Annotated in this window: 15 protein-coding genes; all 15 read left to right on the forward strand. The window is 66.7% G+C overall.

Translation table 11 applies throughout. The features are described from left to right. The first annotated feature begins 27 nt into the window (after positions 1 to 27). The 15 genes from rsmH to ftsA all read left to right on the forward strand — a co-directional run bounded on the left by rsmH (position 28) and on the right by ftsA (position 16,725). Positions 28 to 969, forward strand: coding sequence for a 16S rRNA (cytosine(1402)-N(4))-methyltransferase RsmH (gene rsmH / locus AAC645_RS07710; RefSeq protein WP_340315033.1), 942 nt, complete (start codon positions 28 to 30; stop codon positions 967 to 969). Further along, positions 966 to 1,589 carry a hypothetical protein gene (locus AAC645_RS07715; RefSeq protein WP_340315035.1) on the forward strand — a complete coding sequence of 208 codons (624 nt, stop codon included), beginning with the start codon at positions 966 to 968 and terminating at the stop codon, positions 1,587 to 1,589. The genes rsmH and AAC645_RS07715 overlap by 4 nt, the downstream gene beginning before the upstream one ends. Next, positions 1,586 to 3,343 carry a peptidoglycan D,D-transpeptidase FtsI family protein gene (locus AAC645_RS07720; RefSeq protein WP_340315036.1) on the forward strand — a complete coding sequence of 586 codons (1,758 nt, stop codon included), beginning with the start codon at positions 1,586 to 1,588 and terminating at the stop codon, positions 3,341 to 3,343. The genes AAC645_RS07715 and AAC645_RS07720 overlap by 4 nt, the downstream gene beginning before the upstream one ends. Further along, entirely contained in the window at positions 3,330 to 4,787 is a 1,458-nt protein-coding gene (locus AAC645_RS07725) for a UDP-N-acetylmuramoyl-L-alanyl-D-glutamate--2,6-diaminopimelate ligase (RefSeq protein WP_340315038.1), read from the forward strand. Before AAC645_RS07720 ends, AAC645_RS07725 begins: the two co-directional genes overlap by 14 nt. Beyond that, entirely contained in the window at positions 4,784 to 6,184 is a 1,401-nt protein-coding gene (locus tag AAC645_RS07730; protein WP_340315040.1) for a UDP-N-acetylmuramoyl-tripeptide--D-alanyl-D-alanine ligase, read from the forward strand. The genes AAC645_RS07725 and AAC645_RS07730 overlap by 4 nt, the downstream gene beginning before the upstream one ends. After that, a complete protein-coding gene (mraY, locus tag AAC645_RS07735) occupies positions 6,172 to 7,242 on the forward strand; it encodes a phospho-N-acetylmuramoyl-pentapeptide-transferase (protein WP_340315042.1) in 1,071 nt (356 codons plus the stop codon). The genes AAC645_RS07730 and mraY overlap by 13 nt, the downstream gene beginning before the upstream one ends. Further along, positions 7,239 to 8,519, forward strand: a complete 1,281-nt coding sequence (murD, locus tag AAC645_RS07740; RefSeq protein ID WP_340315043.1) for a UDP-N-acetylmuramoyl-L-alanine--D-glutamate ligase — start codon at positions 7,239 to 7,241, stop codon at positions 8,517 to 8,519. The genes mraY and murD overlap by 4 nt, the downstream gene beginning before the upstream one ends. Beyond that, entirely contained in the window at positions 8,516 to 9,733 is a 1,218-nt protein-coding gene (locus tag AAC645_RS07745; protein WP_340315044.1) for an FtsW/RodA/SpoVE family cell cycle protein, read from the forward strand. Before murD ends, AAC645_RS07745 begins: the two co-directional genes overlap by 4 nt. Beyond that, positions 9,730 to 10,890 carry an undecaprenyldiphospho-muramoylpentapeptide beta-N-acetylglucosaminyltransferase gene (gene murG, locus AAC645_RS07750; RefSeq protein ID WP_340315045.1) on the forward strand — a complete coding sequence of 387 codons (1,161 nt, stop codon included), beginning with the start codon at positions 9,730 to 9,732 and terminating at the stop codon, positions 10,888 to 10,890. Before AAC645_RS07745 ends, murG begins: the two co-directional genes overlap by 4 nt. Then, positions 10,887 to 12,308, forward strand: coding sequence for a UDP-N-acetylmuramate--L-alanine ligase (murC, locus tag AAC645_RS07755; RefSeq protein ID WP_340315047.1), 1,422 nt, complete (start codon positions 10,887 to 10,889; stop codon positions 12,306 to 12,308). Before murG ends, murC begins: the two co-directional genes overlap by 4 nt. Then, positions 12,305 to 12,505 carry a hypothetical protein gene (locus AAC645_RS07760; protein WP_340315048.1) on the forward strand — a complete coding sequence of 67 codons (201 nt, stop codon included), beginning with the start codon at positions 12,305 to 12,307 and terminating at the stop codon, positions 12,503 to 12,505. The genes murC and AAC645_RS07760 overlap by 4 nt, the downstream gene beginning before the upstream one ends. Next, positions 12,505 to 13,458 (forward strand): UDP-N-acetylmuramate dehydrogenase, encoded by a 954-nt coding sequence (gene murB, locus AAC645_RS07765; RefSeq protein ID WP_340315049.1) that lies wholly within the window; start codon positions 12,505 to 12,507, stop codon positions 13,456 to 13,458. The genes AAC645_RS07760 and murB overlap by 1 nt, the downstream gene beginning before the upstream one ends. A 118-nt stretch (positions 13,459 to 13,576) precedes the next feature. Continuing rightward, positions 13,577 to 14,518: a D-alanine--D-alanine ligase gene (locus AAC645_RS07770; RefSeq protein WP_340315050.1), complete on the forward strand. Its 942-nt coding sequence runs from the start codon at positions 13,577 to 13,579 to the stop codon at positions 14,516 to 14,518. Next, positions 14,515 to 15,426 carry a cell division protein FtsQ/DivIB gene (locus AAC645_RS07775; protein WP_340315051.1) on the forward strand — a complete coding sequence of 304 codons (912 nt, stop codon included), beginning with the start codon at positions 14,515 to 14,517 and terminating at the stop codon, positions 15,424 to 15,426. Before AAC645_RS07770 ends, AAC645_RS07775 begins: the two co-directional genes overlap by 4 nt. Positions 15,427 to 15,462: 36 nt before the next feature. Then, a complete protein-coding gene (ftsA, locus tag AAC645_RS07780) occupies positions 15,463 to 16,725 on the forward strand; it encodes a cell division protein FtsA (protein ID WP_340315052.1) in 1,263 nt (420 codons plus the stop codon). Positions 16,726 to 16,782: the final 57 nt, after the last annotated feature.

Consider the following 16,782-nt stretch of genomic DNA (forward strand, 5'->3'; position numbering starts at 1 on the left):
TCCCATAGCCCTGCCCCGCATGTCCCGGTGCTTCTCGACGAGGTGCTCGCGGGTCTGGCCCCGAGGGCAGGCGAGACGCATGTCGACGGCACGTTCGGGGCTGGCGGCTATACGCGCGCGATCCTGCGCAGCGGCGCGCACGTCATCGCCTTCGACCGCGATCCCGACGCCATCGCCGAAGGCCGCGCCCTCGAGGCGGAGAATGAGGGCGCGCTGATCCTGGTGTCCGACCGATTTTCGCGGATCGCCGAGGCCCTGCACGAACGCGGCGTCGATCAGGTCGACGGCGTAACCCTCGACATCGGCGTCTCGTCGATGCAGCTCGACCAGGCCGATCGCGGATTTTCGTTCCAGGCCGACGGCCCGCTCGATATGCGCATGGAGCAGGCCGGAATGACCGCTGCCGATTTCCTCAACGAAGCCGACGAGGCCGATATCGCCGATGTCCTGCACGAGCTGGGCGAGGAGCCGCGTGCGCGGCGCGTCGCGCGTGCGATCGTGGCGGCGCGGCCGATCACCCGAACGGCGCAGCTGGCCGAGGTGGTCCGCCGCGCCCTCGGCCATCGTCCGCACGAGAAGAAGGATCCTGCCACTCGCACCTTCCAGGCGATCCGGATCCACCTGAATGCCGAACTCGACGAACTGGAACAAGGCCTTGCTGCGGCCGAACGGGTGCTTCGCCCGGGCGGCCGTCTCGCCGTTGTGTCGTTCCATTCGATCGAGGACCGGATTGTAAAGCGTTTCCTGCGCGAGCGGAGCGGGGCCACCCCCGCCGGCTCGCGGCACCTTCCAGATGTGCGCGGCGGGGGGCCGCGTCCAAGCTTCGAGGCCGTCGCCAAGCCAGTGCGTGCTGGCGATGCCGAGATTGCCCGCAACCCCCGGTCCCGGTCGGCGACATTGCGCGTCGCACGTCGGACCGAGGCCTCGCCATGGGGGCCCGCTGCACAAAAAGAAGGACGTCAGGGATGATCACGACCCGATTCAGAGAGGTGGTCTGGACAGGGGGCATCTGCGCCGCAGCGCTCTCCTTCTACATGGTGTCGCAGACCGTGGCGACAAAGCGCGCGGAGCTGACCGGGGTCGAGCGCAAGATTGCCGCGACAAGTCAGGAGATCCGCCAACTCCGCACCGAGATCGACACGCGCGGCGGGCTCGCCCAGATCGAGAGTTGGAATCAGCGGGTCTATGGCTTGCAGGCGCCTGGCGCCGGTCAGTTCGTCGACAGCTCGGTCAAACTGGTGGCGCTCACCCAGCCGCAGACGGCGCCGGCGCTGCCGCTCGATCCGGCTATCGTCGCCAGCCATGGCGCGGTCAGCCAGGTCAATCTCAAGGTCATCGAGGATGGCGGCATCCGCGCGGGCTCGGTCAAGACCGTGGTCGCCGCAACGCCGTCGCCTCAGATCGCGCAGCCTACGCTGCGCCAGGCCAGCTTCGTCCAGGCCAAGCCATCGGCACTCGCACCTTCGACTCCGTCGCCGATCCGGGAGATCGCCCAGCACCGGCCGGCAAGAGCCGGGCTGGGCGACGACTTCCTCGCCGATCTCGGCGACGAAGCATCCGCTGGCCGCACGCGCAAAGCGCGGCCATGAACGTGATCGCCGTCGGGCTCGCCCCGCCGCGCGATCGCGCCCTCGCCAAGGTAAACGACGCCACCCGGATCGCACATTACCGGCTGATGATCCTGATGCTGCTGTTCGCGCTGCTCACGGGCGTGATCGGGCTGCGCCTGCTCTATCTCGCGGTGTTCAACGCGCCCGCTCGCGGCGCGGTCGCGGCTGCCACAGGTCCGCGCGCGGACATCACCGATCGCAACGGCGTCGTGCTCGCCGCAACCATCAGCGGCATCAGCCTGGCCGTTCGCCCGCCACGCGTGATCGGAGACAAGGAGAAGCTGGCGGTCGAGCTGGCACGACTCTTCCCCTCACGTCCGGTGGACTATTATCGTCGGATCCTGCGCGGCCCGCGCAAATTCGTCTATCTCGAACGTGGCGCCACGCCGGCCAAGATTCACGCCGTGCGCCTGCTCGGCGAACCAGCGATCGAGGAGGTTCCCGAGCCCAAGCGCTTTTATCCGCAAGGCACCATGGCGAGCCAGGTGATCGGCTATATGGACATCGGCGGCGTGCCGGTAAGCGGCATGGAAGCTTATCTCGACAAGCGCCTGACCAGCAGCGCAAACGGCGGCCAGCCGGTGGCGCTGTCGATCGACAGCCGCGTCCAGGCGGCCATGGAGAGCGCGCTGGCCATGCAGGTCGTCAAGCACAGCGCCGTGGGAGGCGCCGGCATCGTGCTAGATGTCCACACCGGCGAGGTGCTGGCAATGGCGTCGCTGCCGGTGTTCAACTCCAACGCGCCGGGGCTGGTCCCGGTCGGCACCGACCCGCTTCGCCCGGATGCCCGCTATAATCGCGCGATCAGCTCGGTCTACGAGCTGGGCTCGACCTTCAAGATGATCACCTTCGCCAATGCGATAGAGAGCGGCGTCATCACCGATTTCGGCAAGCGCTATGACGCGACGGCGCCGCTTCACGTCGGAGGATTCACGATCCGCGACGATCATCCCGAAAATCGCTGGATGTCGATCCCGGACATCATGATCCACTCGAGCAACATCGGCACCGCGCGAATCGCCGACGAGCTGGGCGAGGCGCGGACCTCCGCCTTCTTCCGGAAGCTCGGCTTCGATCGCCCGGTCGATCTGGAACTCGGCGCGCGCGGCAAGCCGCTCTGGCCCGGTTTCTGGGCGCGAACCACGGTGATGACCACCGCCTATGGTCATGGCATCGCCGTCAGCCAGCTCCACCTCGCCAATGCCTATGCGGCGCTCGTCAACGGCGGCATCCTGCGCCCCGCGACAATGCTCAAGCGTGCACCTGGGACGGCGCCGGCCGGTCGACGGGTCATCTCGGAGGCGACAAGCGCGCGGATGCGGCAGCTGATGCGGCTCGTCGTAACCCATGGCACCGGCAAGAGCGGCAATGTCCCCGGGCTGCGGATCGGCGGCAAGACCGGGACCGCCGAGAAAAACCTCAACGGTCACTACATCCACAACAGCCTTGTCACGACCTTCGCCGGCGTCTTCCCGATGGACGCGCCGCGCTATGTCGTTGTCGTGACGATGGACGAGCCGCAGGGCATCAAGGAAACCTACGGCTTCCGCACCGCCGCCTGGACCGCACTGCCTGCGGTAAAGAACGTTATCTCGCGGATCGGCCCGCTGCTCGGCATCATCCCCGACCCGAGCCGGGATATCGATTTGTCCGACATGCTTCCCTATGTGTACGAGGAGCAGCAGAAAGCGAAGGGCGAGCAGAAGGACACGGCAATCCATGCGATTGACTGACATCCTTCCCGATATCCTGGGCGAAGCGGGGCAGGCGCGCGTCACCGGCTTCGCCATCGACCATCGCAAGGTCGCGCCCGGGACGGTGTTCGGCGCCTTCAAAGGCGCGCGCTTCAACGGCGAGGACTTCATCGGCCAGGCGATCGCCGATGGCGCCGTGGCGGTAGTCTCGGCGCCGGACGTGTCTGTCGAAGGAGTGGTGCACGTCAGCGATGCCGAACCGCGCCGCGCCTTTGCAGCGCTCGCCGCGCGCTTCTTCGCCCCTTTTCCGGACACCACGGTCGCGGTCACCGGCACCAACGGCAAGACCTCGACCGTCGAACTAACCCGCCAGCTCTGGAGGATGGCAGGTTTCCACGCGGCGTCGATCGGCACGCTGGGCGTCACTACCGCCGACGAGCAGGTGTCGACCGGTCTCACCACCCCCGACATCGTCACCTTTTTGTCGAATATGGCCGGGCTGCGCCGAGAGGGCGTCACCCATGCCGCGTTCGAAGCATCGAGCCACGGCCTCTCGCAATATCGAACCGAGGGCCTGCCGGTCCGCGCCGCCGCCTTCACCAATCTCAGCCGCGACCATCTCGATTATCACGGCACGATGGAGGCCTATTTCGCGGCCAAGCTGCGCCTGTTCACCGAAATCGTCGACACGGACGGCGCAGCGGTCATATGGGCGGACGATCCCAAGTCGGCGGAGGTCATGGCAGCGATCTCGGCCCGCGACATCAGGCTAATCAGCGTTGGCGCCAAAGGCGAAACCATCCGCCTGCTCGGCCGCACTCCAACGGCGCTGGGCCAGACCCTGCGCCTCGAGATCGGTGGCACGGAGCGCGAGATCAAGCTACCGCTGATCGGCGCTTACCAAGCGGCCAATTCGCTCGTTGCCGCTGGCCTGGTCATCGCCACCGGCGGTGAGATCGACCTCACCCTCGCAAATCTGCAGCGAGTGGCGCCGGTGCGTGGCCGGCTCGAGCGCGCGGCGATTACCAGCACCGGCGCACCTGTCTATGTCGATTACGCGCACACCCCCGACGGGCTGGAGGCCGCGATCAGCGCACTGCGTCCGCACGCCCGCAATCGGCTGATTACGGTCTTCGGCGCCGGAGGCGATCGCGATACCGGCAAGCGGCCGCTGATGGGCGAGGTGGCGGCGCGCCTGTCCGACCGCGCGATCGTCACCGACGACAATCCGCGCAGCGAGGATCCCGCCAAGATCCGCCGCGACATCATGGCCGGGGCGCCGGGTGCCGTAGAGATCGGCGGGCGCCACGAGGCCATCGCCGCCGCGATCGGCGAGGCTCGGGACGGCGACATCGTGCTGATCGCCGGCAAAGGCCATGAACAGGGTCAGATCGTCGGCGATCGCGTGTTGCCGTTCGACGATGTCAGCGTGGCGCGGGAGTGCGCGGCGCATGACGGATCGGGAGGGGAGATGTGGAAATGACCCCTCTCTGGACGGCATTCGACATCGCCGCCGCCGTCGACGGCGAAGTCCATGGCGACTTCTGCGCGACCGGCGTCGCCTTCGACTCGCGGGAGATCGGCCCCGGCGACCTGTTCATCGCGCTGCAGGGCGAAGCGACTGATGGACATCGCTTCCTCGACACGGCCTTCGCGGCAGGAGCCGCCGGCGCGATAGTGTCGAAAGCCTGCACCGGTCCGCACGTCCGCGTCGCCGATACGATGGCGGCGCTGGACGCGCTGGCTGTCGCAGCCCGCGCGCGGATGAAGGGCCAGGTGATCGGCGTCACCGGCTCGGTGGGCAAGACCGGGACCAAGGAAGCGCTGTTCGACTGCCTCGACAGGTCGCTGCGCGGCAAAGTCCATCGCTCGGTCAAGAGCTACAACAATCATACCGGCGTTCCGCTGAGCCTCGCCCGGATGCCCGGCGATACGCGCATTGGCGTGTTCGAGATGGGGATGAATCACAGCGGCGAACTGGCCGGGCTGACCCGGCTGGTCCGTCCGCATGTCGCGATCGTGACCGCCATCGCCCCCGCCCACAGCGCTTTCTTCGCGAACGAGGCCGCCATAGCCGACGCCAAGGGCGAGATCTTCGAGGGACTGGAGCCCGGCGGCACCGCGATCATTCCCTATGACAGCCCCCACCGTGAACGGCTCCTCGCCGCCGCCCGGCCCTTCGCCGGCCGCATCCTGACCTTCGGCGCCAACCGGGCCGCGGATATCCACGTCCAGGACATGGTGCCGCTCGACAATGGCACGCTGGTATCGCTGATCCTGCCCGACGCCGAGCTCACCTTCACTATCGCGCCTCCCGGCGAGCATTGGGTGTCGAACGCGATGGCCGTGATCGCCGCGGTCTGGGCAATCGGCGGCGACCTCGCCGCGGCTGGACTCGCTTTTGCGGACATGGCGGGCCTGCCCGGGCGGGGGCTGCGAAGTCATGTCGCCGCGGGCAATGGGACGGCGCTGGTCATCGACGAGAGCTATAATGCCAACCCCGCCTCGATGGCGGCGACCATCAAGATGCTGGGCGAGGAAAAGGCGGAGCGGCGGATCGCCATACTCGGCGAAATGCGCGAGCTGGGCGCCGGATCGGCCGGCTATCACGCCGATCTCGCCGGACCGCTGCGCGAGGCCAGGGTGGATTTTGCACTGCTCGTCGGCGGGGAGATGACCGCGCTCGCCAACGCCCTTGAGGGACGCATCGATTTCGCGCATGTGCCCGACGCCGGCGCGGCGCTCGATTCGATCGAGACACTGATCGCGCCCGGCGATACCATATTGATCAAGGGATCGAACGCGATCGGCCTTTCGCGCCTCGTCGAGCATCTACGCTCGAAGGCAGGAGCCGGCGAAAGGACGACATGCTCTACCTGATTGCCGATCAGCTTGGGTTTCCGGGAATCCTGAACCTTATCCGGTACATCACCTTCCGGGCGGGGGCCGCGGCGCTGACGGCATTGTTCATCGGCATGCTCATCGGCCCACGCTTCATCGGCTGGCTACGCATTCGCCAGGGCAAGGGTCAGCCGATCCGCGCCGATGGCCCGCAGACCCATCTCGCCAAGGTCGGCACGCCCACCATGGGCGGGCTGATGATCCTGATCGCGGTGATGATCTCGCTGTTCCTGTGGATGGACCTCACCAACCGCTATGTCTGGGCCTGTATCGGCGTGACGCTCGGCTTCGGCCTGATCGGCTTTCTGGATGATTACGACAAGGTCACCAAGCGCAGCCACAAAGGCGTTTCCGGCAAGGTGCGCCTGCTCGGCGAGTTCGTAATAGCCGGCCTGGCGAGCTGGCTGATCGTCTCCGGCAACGGCACCGAGCTGTACCTGCCCTTCTACAACGGGCCGGTGATCGACCTCGGCCCCTTCTATATCCTGTTCGCCGCCTTCGTGATCGTCGCCTTCGGCAACGCGGTGAACCTGACAGACGGACTCGACGGACTGGCCACCATGCCGGTGGTGATCGCCAGCCTCGCCTTCTTCGTGATCGTCTACCTCGTCGGCAATGCGAAATTCGCGCATTATCTCGGCATTCCGCACGTCTTCGGCGCGGGCGACCTGACGATCATGACCGCCGCCATCATCGGTGGAGGGCTCGCCTTCCTGTGGTTCAACGCGCCGCCGGCGGCGGTGTTCATGGGCGACACCGGCAGCCTCGCGCTCGGCGGCGCGCTCGGCGCGATCTCGGTGGTCGCGCACCATGAGATCGTGCTGGCGATCGTCGGCGGCCTGTTCGTGATGGAGACCGTCTCGGTCATCCTCCAGGTGTTCTTCTACAAGCGCACCGGCAAGCGCATCTTTCGCATGGCGCCGATCCACCATCATTTCGAGCAGCTCGGCTGGAGCGAACCGACCGTGGTGATCCGCTTCTGGATCATCGCCTTCGTCCTCGCCCTAGCCGGCCTCGCAACGCTCAAGTTGCGGTGATCACCAGCAGCGCCTTTGCAGGGAAGACCTACGCCGTCCTCGGCCTGGCGCGCTCGGGGCTCGCGACGGTCGAGGCTCTGCTGGCAAGCGGCGCAAAAGTGACGGCGTGGGATGGCAAGAAGGAAGCGCGTGACCGACTTCCAGGCGGCGCCACCGTGGCCGACCCCCTCACCCTTGATCTGACCGGCTATGAGAGCGTCATCGTGTCGCCGGGCGTACCGCTGAACAAGCACCCGATCGTGGCGCATGCCGCGCAGTTCGGCGTGCCGGTGATCGGCGACATCGAGCTGTTCGCGCAGGCGCGCCCCGATCTGCCTGCCCACAAGGTGGTGGGCATCACCGGCACCAACGGCAAGTCGACCACCACCGCGCTCATCAAGCATATCATCGAAACGGCGGGCGTGCCGACCCTGATGGGCGGAAATATCGGGCTTCCCATCATGGGCCGCGATCCGCTTGAAAAGCACGGCATCTACGTCCTCGAACTGTCGAGCTACCAGATCGACCTGACCTTCAGCCTCGACTGCGACGTGGCGGTGCTGACCAACATCACCCCCGATCATCTCGATCGCTATGACGGCTTCCAGGGCTATGCCGACAGCAAGGAACGGCTGTTCGCGATGCAATCGGCCGAGCATGTGGCGATCATCGCCGTCGAGGATGCGCCCAGCCGGGCGATAGCGTCGCGCTACCCCCAGGTGATCGGCGTGTCCTCGAGCGAAGTATCCGGCCAGGAACATTGGCCGGCCCTGCAAGGCCCGCACAACGCGCAGAACGCCGTCATCGCGATACAGGTCGCCCGCGCTCTGGAGATTCCGGAGGGTGCGATCGACAAGGGTCTCGCGACCTATCCCGGCCTGCCCCACCGGATGGAGCGGATCGCCGAAAAGGCGGGCATCCTGTTCGTCAACGACAGCAAGGCGACCAACGCCACCGCCACCGCTCCGGCCCTCGCAGCCTATCCCAAGATCCACTGGATTCTCGGCGGCTTGCCGAAGACCGACGATCTTGACGACTGCGCGCCGCAGTTCGGCCATGTGGTGGCCGCCTATACGATCGGCCAGGCCGGCCCGATGTACGCACAAATTCTCAAGGCGGCCGGCAAGCCCGTCGCCGAGAGCGGCACGCTCGATCAGGCGGTGCACGACGCCGCAGCAGCAGCCAAACCGGGCGAGGTCGTGATGCTGTCTCCGGCCTGCGCGTCGTTCGATCAATTCAGCGATTATGAAGCACGCGGCGACGCTTTCCGTCGCGCGGTGGAGGGGCTTTCGCTATGAACGTCTCAGTGAATTTCGACTCTGCCGTCCCGCCCTCGCCCCGTCCCGTCAAGCGCTCTCGGTTCGGACGCGGCAAGCGCACGCCCTTCGCGCGTTGGTTCTGGGAGATCGACCGCGTCCTGCTGCTGCTGGTAACGATGCTGATCGGTATCGGCCTGATCGCCGTCGCGGCCGCCTCGCCGGCGGCGGGCGTGCGCTATTCCGGCAATGGCGTCACCGTCGCCGCACGCCACTATTTCTGGATGCAGCTCGCCTGGACGATCATCGCCGTACCCGTGATGATTGGCGTCTCGGCGCTGCCGGTGAAGGTGGCGCGGCGGATGGCGCTAATCGGCGGCGGCATCTTCCTGCTGCTGCTGGCGCTGGTGCCGGTGGTCGGCAGCGCCGCCAATGGCGCGACCCGCTGGATCGCGCTCGGCCCGGCCAAGATCCAGCCGTCGGAGTTCCTGAAACCGTTATTCGCGGTCGGCATGGCCTGGCTGTTCTCGCTGCGCACCCGCAACCCGGGCGTTCCCTTCGCGCTGATCTCGGTCCTACCGATGGCCCTGATCGCGGCGCTGCTGATGAAGCAGCCGGATTTCGGCCAGACAGTGATCTTCGTCTCGGTCTGGATTGTGCTGCTGATGCTGTCGGGCGCGTCGCTCAAGCTGCTCGGCATGCTTGGCGCGGGCGGTCTGGGCGCGATCGTCTCGGCCTATCTATTCTATTCGGTGGCCACCGAGCGCATCAACAAGTTCCTGTTCAAGCAGGGCGACACCTACCAGATGGACCGCGCCCACGCGACGCTGACCAATGGCGGACTGCTCGGCACCGGCCCGGGTGCGGGAACCGAGAAGTTCACCCTGCCCGAGCCGCACACCGACTATATCTTCTCGGTTATCGGCGAGGAATTCGGGCTGATCGCCTGCATCGCCATCGCCTGCCTCTATCTCGGCATCGTCGCCCGCGTCTGCCTGCGCCTGCTGCGCGAGGAGAATGATTTCCTGCTGCTCGCCTCGGCCGGCCTCGTGTCGCAATTCGGGCTGCAGGCGCTGATCAACATGATGGTCAATGTCGGCCTGGCTCCGTCCAAGGGCATGACCCTGCCGTTCATCAGCTATGGTGGCTCGTCGATGATCGCGCTGTCGATTGGATTCGGCCTGCTCCTCGCCTTCACCCGCGAGAACCCCCACCTCAAGGAAGCCGCCTATACGGTGCGCTGGAACGGCCGATGACGGTCGTTCGCCATTTCGCCCTCGCGGCCGGCGGAACCGGGGGCCATATGGTCCCCGCGCACGCATTGGCGGCCGAGCTGATGCGGCGCGGCCACCGCGTCGCCCTCGTCACCGACGAACGCGGCGCGCGCATCCCCGGCCTGTTCGACGGCGTCCAGACCCATATCATTCCGGCGGGGCGTCTTGGGGGCGGCCCGCGCGCATGGCTGAAGGCCTGGCGTGACATCCGCGCGGGTACCGCGATGGCCCGCACCCTCTACGAAACCTTCGATCCGGCGGCAGTGATCGGTTTCGGTGGCTATCCCGCCCTTCCCGCGCTGCGCGCTGGCTTCAGGGCGCGCATCCCGACGCTGGTGCACGAGCAGAATGCGGTGCTCGGGCGGGTCAATCGCCTCGTCGCGGGTAAGGTCGACGCGATTGCCACTGCCTATCCGCAGGTCCAGCGGCTCAAGCCGAAATATGAGGAGAAGACCTTCCTCGTCGGCAATCCGGTGCGCGACATCGTCCGCGACATCCGCGATCAGCCCTTCCCCGAAATCGGCCCCGACAGCATCTTCCGGGTGCTGGTCACCGGCGGCAGCCAGGGAGCGTCGATTCTCTCGGACGTCGTGCCCGACGGCCTCGCGCTGTTGCCGCAGGGCTTCCGGCGCCGGCTGCAGGTCACGCAGCAATGCCGCCCCGAGGATATCGAGGCGGTACGCAGCAAATATAAGGTGCTCGGCATCCCTGCTGATCTCGCCACTTATTTCACCGACCTGCCAGAGCGGCTGGCCTGGGCGCATCTGGTGATCGCGCGCGCCGGCGCATCGACCATCGCGGACATCAGCGTCGCCGGCCGGCCGGCTATCCTGATCCCGCTGCCGTCCGCCGCCGACGACCACCAGACCGCCAACGCCCGCGAACTGGCGGCGGTCGGCGGCGCGCGATCGATCCGCCAGGAGAATTTTACGCCGCAGGAACTGGCGAAGCAGATGCAGAAGCTGGCGCTCGATCCCAAGGCGCTGATCAATGCCGCGAAACGTGCCTATGGCGTCGGCCGTCCCAACGCCGCGGAGGATCTCGCCGACCTGGTCGAGCGGATCGGGCTCGCCCCGCTCATGGATCCCATCCCGGTACAAAAACTCGAACTCCGTCCGTTAAAAGGCGCATTTGCATGAAGGGTGTCGCAATAGACATCGGCACCATCCATTTCATCGGGATCGGCGGGATCGGCATGTCCGGGATCGCCGAGGTGATGCACAATCTCGGCTATAAGGTGCAGGGATCCGATGTCGCGGAAGGCTATGTCGTCGAGGGGCTGCGCAAGCGCGGCATCGAGGTGATGATCGGCCACAAGGCAGAGAACCTGCGCGACGCCGCGGTGGTCGTCACCTCGACGGCGATCAAACGCGGCAATCCCGAAGTCGAACTTGCGCTCGAGAAGCGTATCCCCGTGGTCCGCCGCGCGGAAATGCTGGCCGAACTGATGCGGCTCAAGTCGACCGTCGCCATCGCCGGCACCCATGGCAAGACCACCACGACCTCGATGGTAGCGGCACTGCTCGATGCGGGCGGGGTCGATCCGACCGTGATCAACGGCGGCATCATTAACAGCTATGGCTCCAACGCCCGGCTCGGCGCATCCGACTGGATGGTGGTCGAGGCCGACGAGAGCGACGGCAGCTTCCTGCGCCTCGATGGCACCATCGCCGTCGTCACCAACATCGATCCAGAGCATCTCGATCATTACGGCTCGTTCGACAAGGTGAAGGACAGCTTTGTCGAGTTCGTCGAGAACGTCCCTTTTTACGGCGCGGCGCTGCTGTGCATCGACCATCCCGAGGTGCAGGCGATCATTCCCCGCGTCCGCGACCGCAAGGTCGTCACCTATGGCTTCTCGGCGCAGGCCGATGTGCGCGGCGACAATGTCACTCCGATCCCCGGCGGCAACCGCTTCGACGTCGTGGTCCGCAATCGCGATGGCGCGACCCGCCGGATCGAGGGCGTGACCATGCCCATGCCCGGCCGCCACAATGTCCAGAACGCGCTGGCGGCCATCGGCGTCGCGCTGGAGATGGGCATAACCGACGACATCATCTCTACAGGCTTCGCCAAGTTCGGCGGGGTCAAGCGCCGCTTCACCAAGGTGGGCGAAGTGCCGATCGGCAACGGCGTCGCCACGATCATCGACGATTATGGCCACCACCCCGTCGAGATCCGCGCCGTGCTGGCGGCGGCGCGTGAAGGCGCGCGCGCGAAGGTGATCGCCGTCGTCCAGCCGCATCGCTACACCCGGCTGCGCGACCTGATGACCGACTTCCAGACCGCCTTCAACGATGCGGACACGGTCTATGTCGCCCCGGTCTATGCCGCCGGCGAGGCGCCAATCGACGGCGTCGATGCGGCTGCGCTGGTCGCGGGGCTCAAGCAGCGCGGACATCGTGCCGCACAGACCATTTCTGGTCCCGATGCCCTGGCCGACACGCTGGCGCGGACGATCGGCCCGGATGACATGGTGATCTGCCTCGGCGCCGGTGATATCACCAAATGGGCGGCGGGACTTTCGGGGGCGATAACCAAGGAGAAGGCAGCATGACCGACCACTTCGCGTCCTGGAAACTCCTGCAGGACCAGGCCCTGCACATGCACAAGACCGCCGTCGAAGCCGCGTTCAAGGCGATGGGCAGCGGTGAGCAGTTCAACAACGCGGCCAAGGCAGCCAAGGATCTCGCCGACATGCAGGCCAAGGCCTGGGAACAGTGGATGGCAATGTGGGGTCTCGACAAGAAGTGATGCCGGCGTCCGCCACGTCCTTGCAAACGCCAGCGCTGCCGCCCTTGCGCGGCAGCGTGGAGGCGCGCGCGTCGTTGGCGGATTTCATCTGGTTCCGGACAGGCGGACCCGCCGAATGGCTGATCCGCCCCGCGGATGTGAACGATCTGTCCGATTTTCTGAAAAGCCTCGATCCGGCGGTGCCGCTGTTCCCGGTCGGGGTCGGATCGAACCTGATCGTACGCGACGGCGGCGTGCCAGGCGTGACCGTACGGCTACCCAAGAGCTTCGCAAAGGTGACGATCGAGCCAGGTAGCCGGGTTCGCGCGGGTGCTGCGGCGATGGGCATCACGGTGGCGAGCGCCGCCCGCGATGCGGGCGTGGCCGGACTCGAATTCCTCCGCGGCATCCCGGGCACGATCGGCGGTGCGGTTCGGATGAACGCCGGCGCCTATGGCCGCGATGCCTCGAACATCCTGATCGAGGCGACTGTGGTGCTGCGCGACGGGAGTGTGGAAACCTGGCCCGCAGCGCAGCTCGGCTATAGCTACCGCCATTCGGCGCTGCCCGAGGGCGCGGTCGTGGTCGAGGCGCTGTTCGAGGGCGTGCCCGGTGAACCGGCCACGATCGGCGCCGAGATGGACCGCATCGCCGCCGAACGCGAGGCGAGTCAGCCGCTGCGCAGCCGCACCGGCGGATCGACCTTCAAGAACCCCGATGGCCACAAAGCCTGGGCGCTGGTCGACGCGGCCGGCTGCCGCGGCCTCACCCGCGGCGACGCGCAGGTCAGCGAGAAACACTGCAATTTCCTGCTCAACCTGGGCGCGGCGGTATCGGCCGATATCGAGGCGCTGGGCGAAGAGGTGCGTGAGAAGGTGAAAGCGGCGTCGGGCGTGACGCTGGAGTGGGAGATACAACGGGTGGGGGTGTTTGGCGACGGCGCAGATGGAAGTGCAGCGAGAGTGATCAAGTGAAAGCTTGCCTCAGCCCGTCGTGCCAGCGCAGCCTGGCATCTCGGTCGTCTCGCGCGCCACGCTGCTCCCGTAACCCCAGCCTCCGCTGGGGTGACGGCGTGGGTTTGGTGGTCGCCGCATGACCTACGCGAAGCTACATGTCGCCGTCCTCATGGGCGGCTGGTCTTCGGAACGCGAGGTTTCGCTGACCTCGGGCAATGGAGTCGCCGATGCGCTGGAAAGCCTCGGCCATCGGGTCACCCGCATCGACATGGATCGCGATGTCGCGCTACGCCTTGCCGAGGCGAAGCCCGATGTGGTGTTCAACGCGCTCCACGGCACGCCCGGGGAAGACGGCACGGTGCAGGGCCTGATGGACCTCATGGGCCTGCCCTATACCCATAGCGGGCTCACCACTTCGGTGATCGCGATCGATAAGGAGCTGACCAAGCAGCAGCTCGTTCCCCACGGCATCCGCATGCCGGAGGGCAGGATCGTCGCGAGCGCCAGCCTGTACGAAGCGGACCCAATCCCGCGTCCCTATGTGCTGAAACCCGTCAACGAGGGCTCGTCGGTCGGCGTGGCGATCGTGAAAGAGCGTGACAATCACGGCACGCCGATTCATCGTGACGCGCATGGCCCCTGGCAGACCTTCAAGACCCTGCTCGCAGAGCCCTTCATCCGGGGCCGCGAGCTGACCGTCGCGGTGCTCGGCGACCGCGCCCTGTGCGTGACCGAGCTGGTGCCCACCAGCGGCTTCTACGATTACGAGGCCAAATATACCGACGGTCTCACCACCCATATCTGTCCGGCAGACGTTCCGCAGGATATCGCCGATGCGGCGATGAAGATGGCGCTCGACGCCCATCGCCTGCTGGACTGCAAGGGCACGTCCCGCTCGGATTTTCGCTGGGACGACGAAAAGGGCGAAGCAGGGCTCTACCTGCTCGAGGTCAACACCCAGCCCGGCATGACGCCGCTCAGCCTGGTGCCCGAACAAGCCCGCCAGGTCGGCATGAGCTATGCCGATCTCGTCCAGGCTATCGTCGACGAAGCGCTGCCCCGGGGCGAGCGCGGATGACCGCCGCGCGCGCCCGCTCCGCCGACCGCCGCCCCAGCGCCAAGGCACCACCGCGCCGCACACCGGCCAAGCGCCGCGCATCGACGATCGATCGCGCCGTCGACCATCTGCCGGTGTCGCGCGATACGCTGCGGCGAACCGGCAACTGGATCCTCGGCGGCGGCATCTGTGTCGGGATCATCGCCGGGCTGATCGCGATGGGCCTCCCCCAGATGGTCGGCCTCCTGATTGCCGACGGGATCGGCGATGCCGGCTTCAAGGTTCGCAACGTCGAAATTCTCAACCGCCGCCAAGTCGACAGCGCGGTGGTCTATGACATCGCCATGCGGCAGCAGGCGCGGCCGATGCCGCTGGTCGATCTCGACGGCACCCGCGCCGAACTGATGAAGCTCGGCTGGATCGCCGACGCCCGCGTCTCGCGGCGACTGCCCGATACGCTGGTCGTCGATATTGTCGAGCGCGTGCCGACAGCGATCTGGCAATATCGGCATCGCCTCGCGCTGATCGACAAGGATGGCGTGGTGATCGGCCCGGTCGACGACCGCGCGATGCCCGATCTGCCGGTCGTCGTCGGCCCCGGCGCCAATCGCCGCGCCACCGAACTCGCCAGGCTGATCGGGACGACGCCGTCGCTCAGGCCGCTCGTCACCGCCGCCAGCTGGCAGGGCGACCGCCGCTGGGACATCATCTTCCAATCGGGCGAGAAACTGATGCTGCCGGAGGGCGACCAGGAGGCGGCGAAAGCGCTCGCCTTCTTCGCGCTCGAGGATCGCCGCGCTGGCCTGCTCGGCAAGGGACTGGTCTCGATCGACATGCGCGATCCGACCCGGGTGGTCGCCCGCATGTCGCGCGAGCCGGGAACCAAGATAGAAGTGCCAGCGCCGCTCAGCGCCAAGTCGGTGACATGAGGTGGATGGATGGCGATGTGGGGAAAGGGAGCTGTGATGGCGCAATCGCGTAACGACGGTCTGATCACCGCCATCGACATCGGTTCGTCGAAGATTTCGGCGCTGATCGGCCGCGTCGACGAAGGCGGCGAGTTCGAAGTGCTCGGCACCGGCCAGCGCGAGAGCCGGGGCGTTCGCCGTGGCTATATCGCCGACATGGAGGCGACCGAGGCGGCGATCCGCGAGGCAGTCGAGCAGGCCGAGACGATCGCCCGCACCAATATCGACCATGTCTGGGTAAGCTTCTCGGCAGGCGGGCTGGTCAGCGACGTGGCGCAGGTCGAGGTCAACCTGGGCGGCGTACAGATCGAGCAGCAGGACATCGACGAACTGCTCCGCCAGGGCCGGCGCTCGCTCAATCCCGAAGGGCGGATGGTCCTCCACGCCCAGCCGACGCTCTACACGCTCGATGGCCTGACCGGCGTCAAGAATCCGCTCGGACTCCACGCGGACAAGCTCGGGGTCGAGATCCATGTCATCGCCGCCGAGCCGTCGCCGGTGCGCAACCTGGCGCTGTGCGTCCGTTCGGCCCATCTCGGCGTTAAATCGATCGTCGCCTCGCCGATCGCGACCGGGGTTTCATGCCTGACCGAGGAAGACCGCGAGATGGGTATTGCGCTGGTCGAGATGGGCGCGGGCGTCACCAATGTCGCGCTGTTCGCCGGCGGCCTGCTCGTCGGCCTCACCTCGCTGCCGATGGGCGGCTCCGACATCACCGACGATATCGCATCGGCCTTCAACATCCGCAGAGCGCAGGCCGAGCGGCTCAAATGCTTCCACGGCTCGGCGCAGAACTCGCCGCGCGACAATCACGAAATGATCGAGATCGGTTCGCCCGAGGAGACCGAGGACGGCGCCGAGCCGCCGCGGATCAGCCGTGCGCAGCTGATCCAGGTAATCCGGCTGCGGCTCGATCACTGGATGGACGCGGTCGCCAAGGCGCTGACCGAACTCGGCTATGTCGGGCCGGTCGGCCGCCAGGTCGTGATGACCGGCGGTGGCGCCGAGCTCAAGGGCATCGCCGATTATGCGCAGGGCTTGCTGGGCCGGAGCGTGCGGATCGGCCGACCCAAGGCGATGCACGGCCTGCCGGATGCGCATAGCGGCCCCGCCTTCGCCACTCTCGCCGGGCTGGCCCAGGTTGCTGCGACCAATCCGGCCGACCTGAGGCCATTCTCGGCTGAACCGCAGACCGTCCATCGCGCCCAGGCCAGCGGACTGGTATCACGCCTGATAACGGCCCTGAAGAGTGGCTATTGACCGTGGGTTTTGACGCCTCGCCTCCGTTAACCCCGAAAATTGTGGATAGCACAACTT

Origin of the sequence: Rhizorhabdus argentea, assembly GCF_037861105.1 — a bacterium.
Taxonomy (GTDB): Bacteria; Pseudomonadota; Alphaproteobacteria; order Sphingomonadales; family Sphingomonadaceae; genus Rhizorhabdus; species Rhizorhabdus argentea.

What these genes read in the sequence shown, in the direction of transcription:
- AAC645_RS07715 (WP_340315035.1), top strand. Translation starts at nt 966, where the DNA reads ATGATCACGACCCGATTCAGAGAGGTGGTCTGGACAGGGGGCATCTGC.
- AAC645_RS07720 (WP_340315036.1), top strand. Translation starts at nt 1,586, where the DNA reads ATGAACGTGATCGCCGTCGGGCTCGCCCCGCCGCGCGATCGCGCCCTC.
- AAC645_RS07725 (WP_340315038.1), top strand. Translation starts at nt 3,330, where the DNA reads ATGCGATTGACTGACATCCTTCCCGATATCCTGGGCGAAGCGGGGCAG.
- AAC645_RS07730 (WP_340315040.1), top strand. Translation starts at nt 4,784, where the DNA reads ATGACCCCTCTCTGGACGGCATTCGACATCGCCGCCGCCGTCGACGGC.
- mraY (WP_340315042.1), top strand. Translation starts at nt 6,172, where the DNA reads ATGCTCTACCTGATTGCCGATCAGCTTGGGTTTCCGGGAATCCTGAAC.
- AAC645_RS07745 (WP_340315044.1), top strand. Translation starts at nt 8,516, where the DNA reads ATGAACGTCTCAGTGAATTTCGACTCTGCCGTCCCGCCCTCGCCCCGT.
- murG (WP_340315045.1), top strand. Translation starts at nt 9,730, where the DNA reads ATGACGGTCGTTCGCCATTTCGCCCTCGCGGCCGGCGGAACCGGGGGC.
- murC (WP_340315047.1), top strand. Translation starts at nt 10,887, where the DNA reads ATGAAGGGTGTCGCAATAGACATCGGCACCATCCATTTCATCGGGATC.
- AAC645_RS07760 (WP_340315048.1), top strand. Translation starts at nt 12,305, where the DNA reads ATGACCGACCACTTCGCGTCCTGGAAACTCCTGCAGGACCAGGCCCTG.
- murB (WP_340315049.1), top strand. Translation starts at nt 12,505, where the DNA reads ATGCCGGCGTCCGCCACGTCCTTGCAAACGCCAGCGCTGCCGCCCTTG.
- AAC645_RS07770 (WP_340315050.1), top strand. Translation starts at nt 13,577, where the DNA reads ATGACCTACGCGAAGCTACATGTCGCCGTCCTCATGGGCGGCTGGTCT.
- AAC645_RS07775 (WP_340315051.1), top strand. Translation starts at nt 14,515, where the DNA reads ATGACCGCCGCGCGCGCCCGCTCCGCCGACCGCCGCCCCAGCGCCAAG.
- ftsA (WP_340315052.1), top strand. Translation starts at nt 15,463, where the DNA reads ATGGCGCAATCGCGTAACGACGGTCTGATCACCGCCATCGACATCGGT.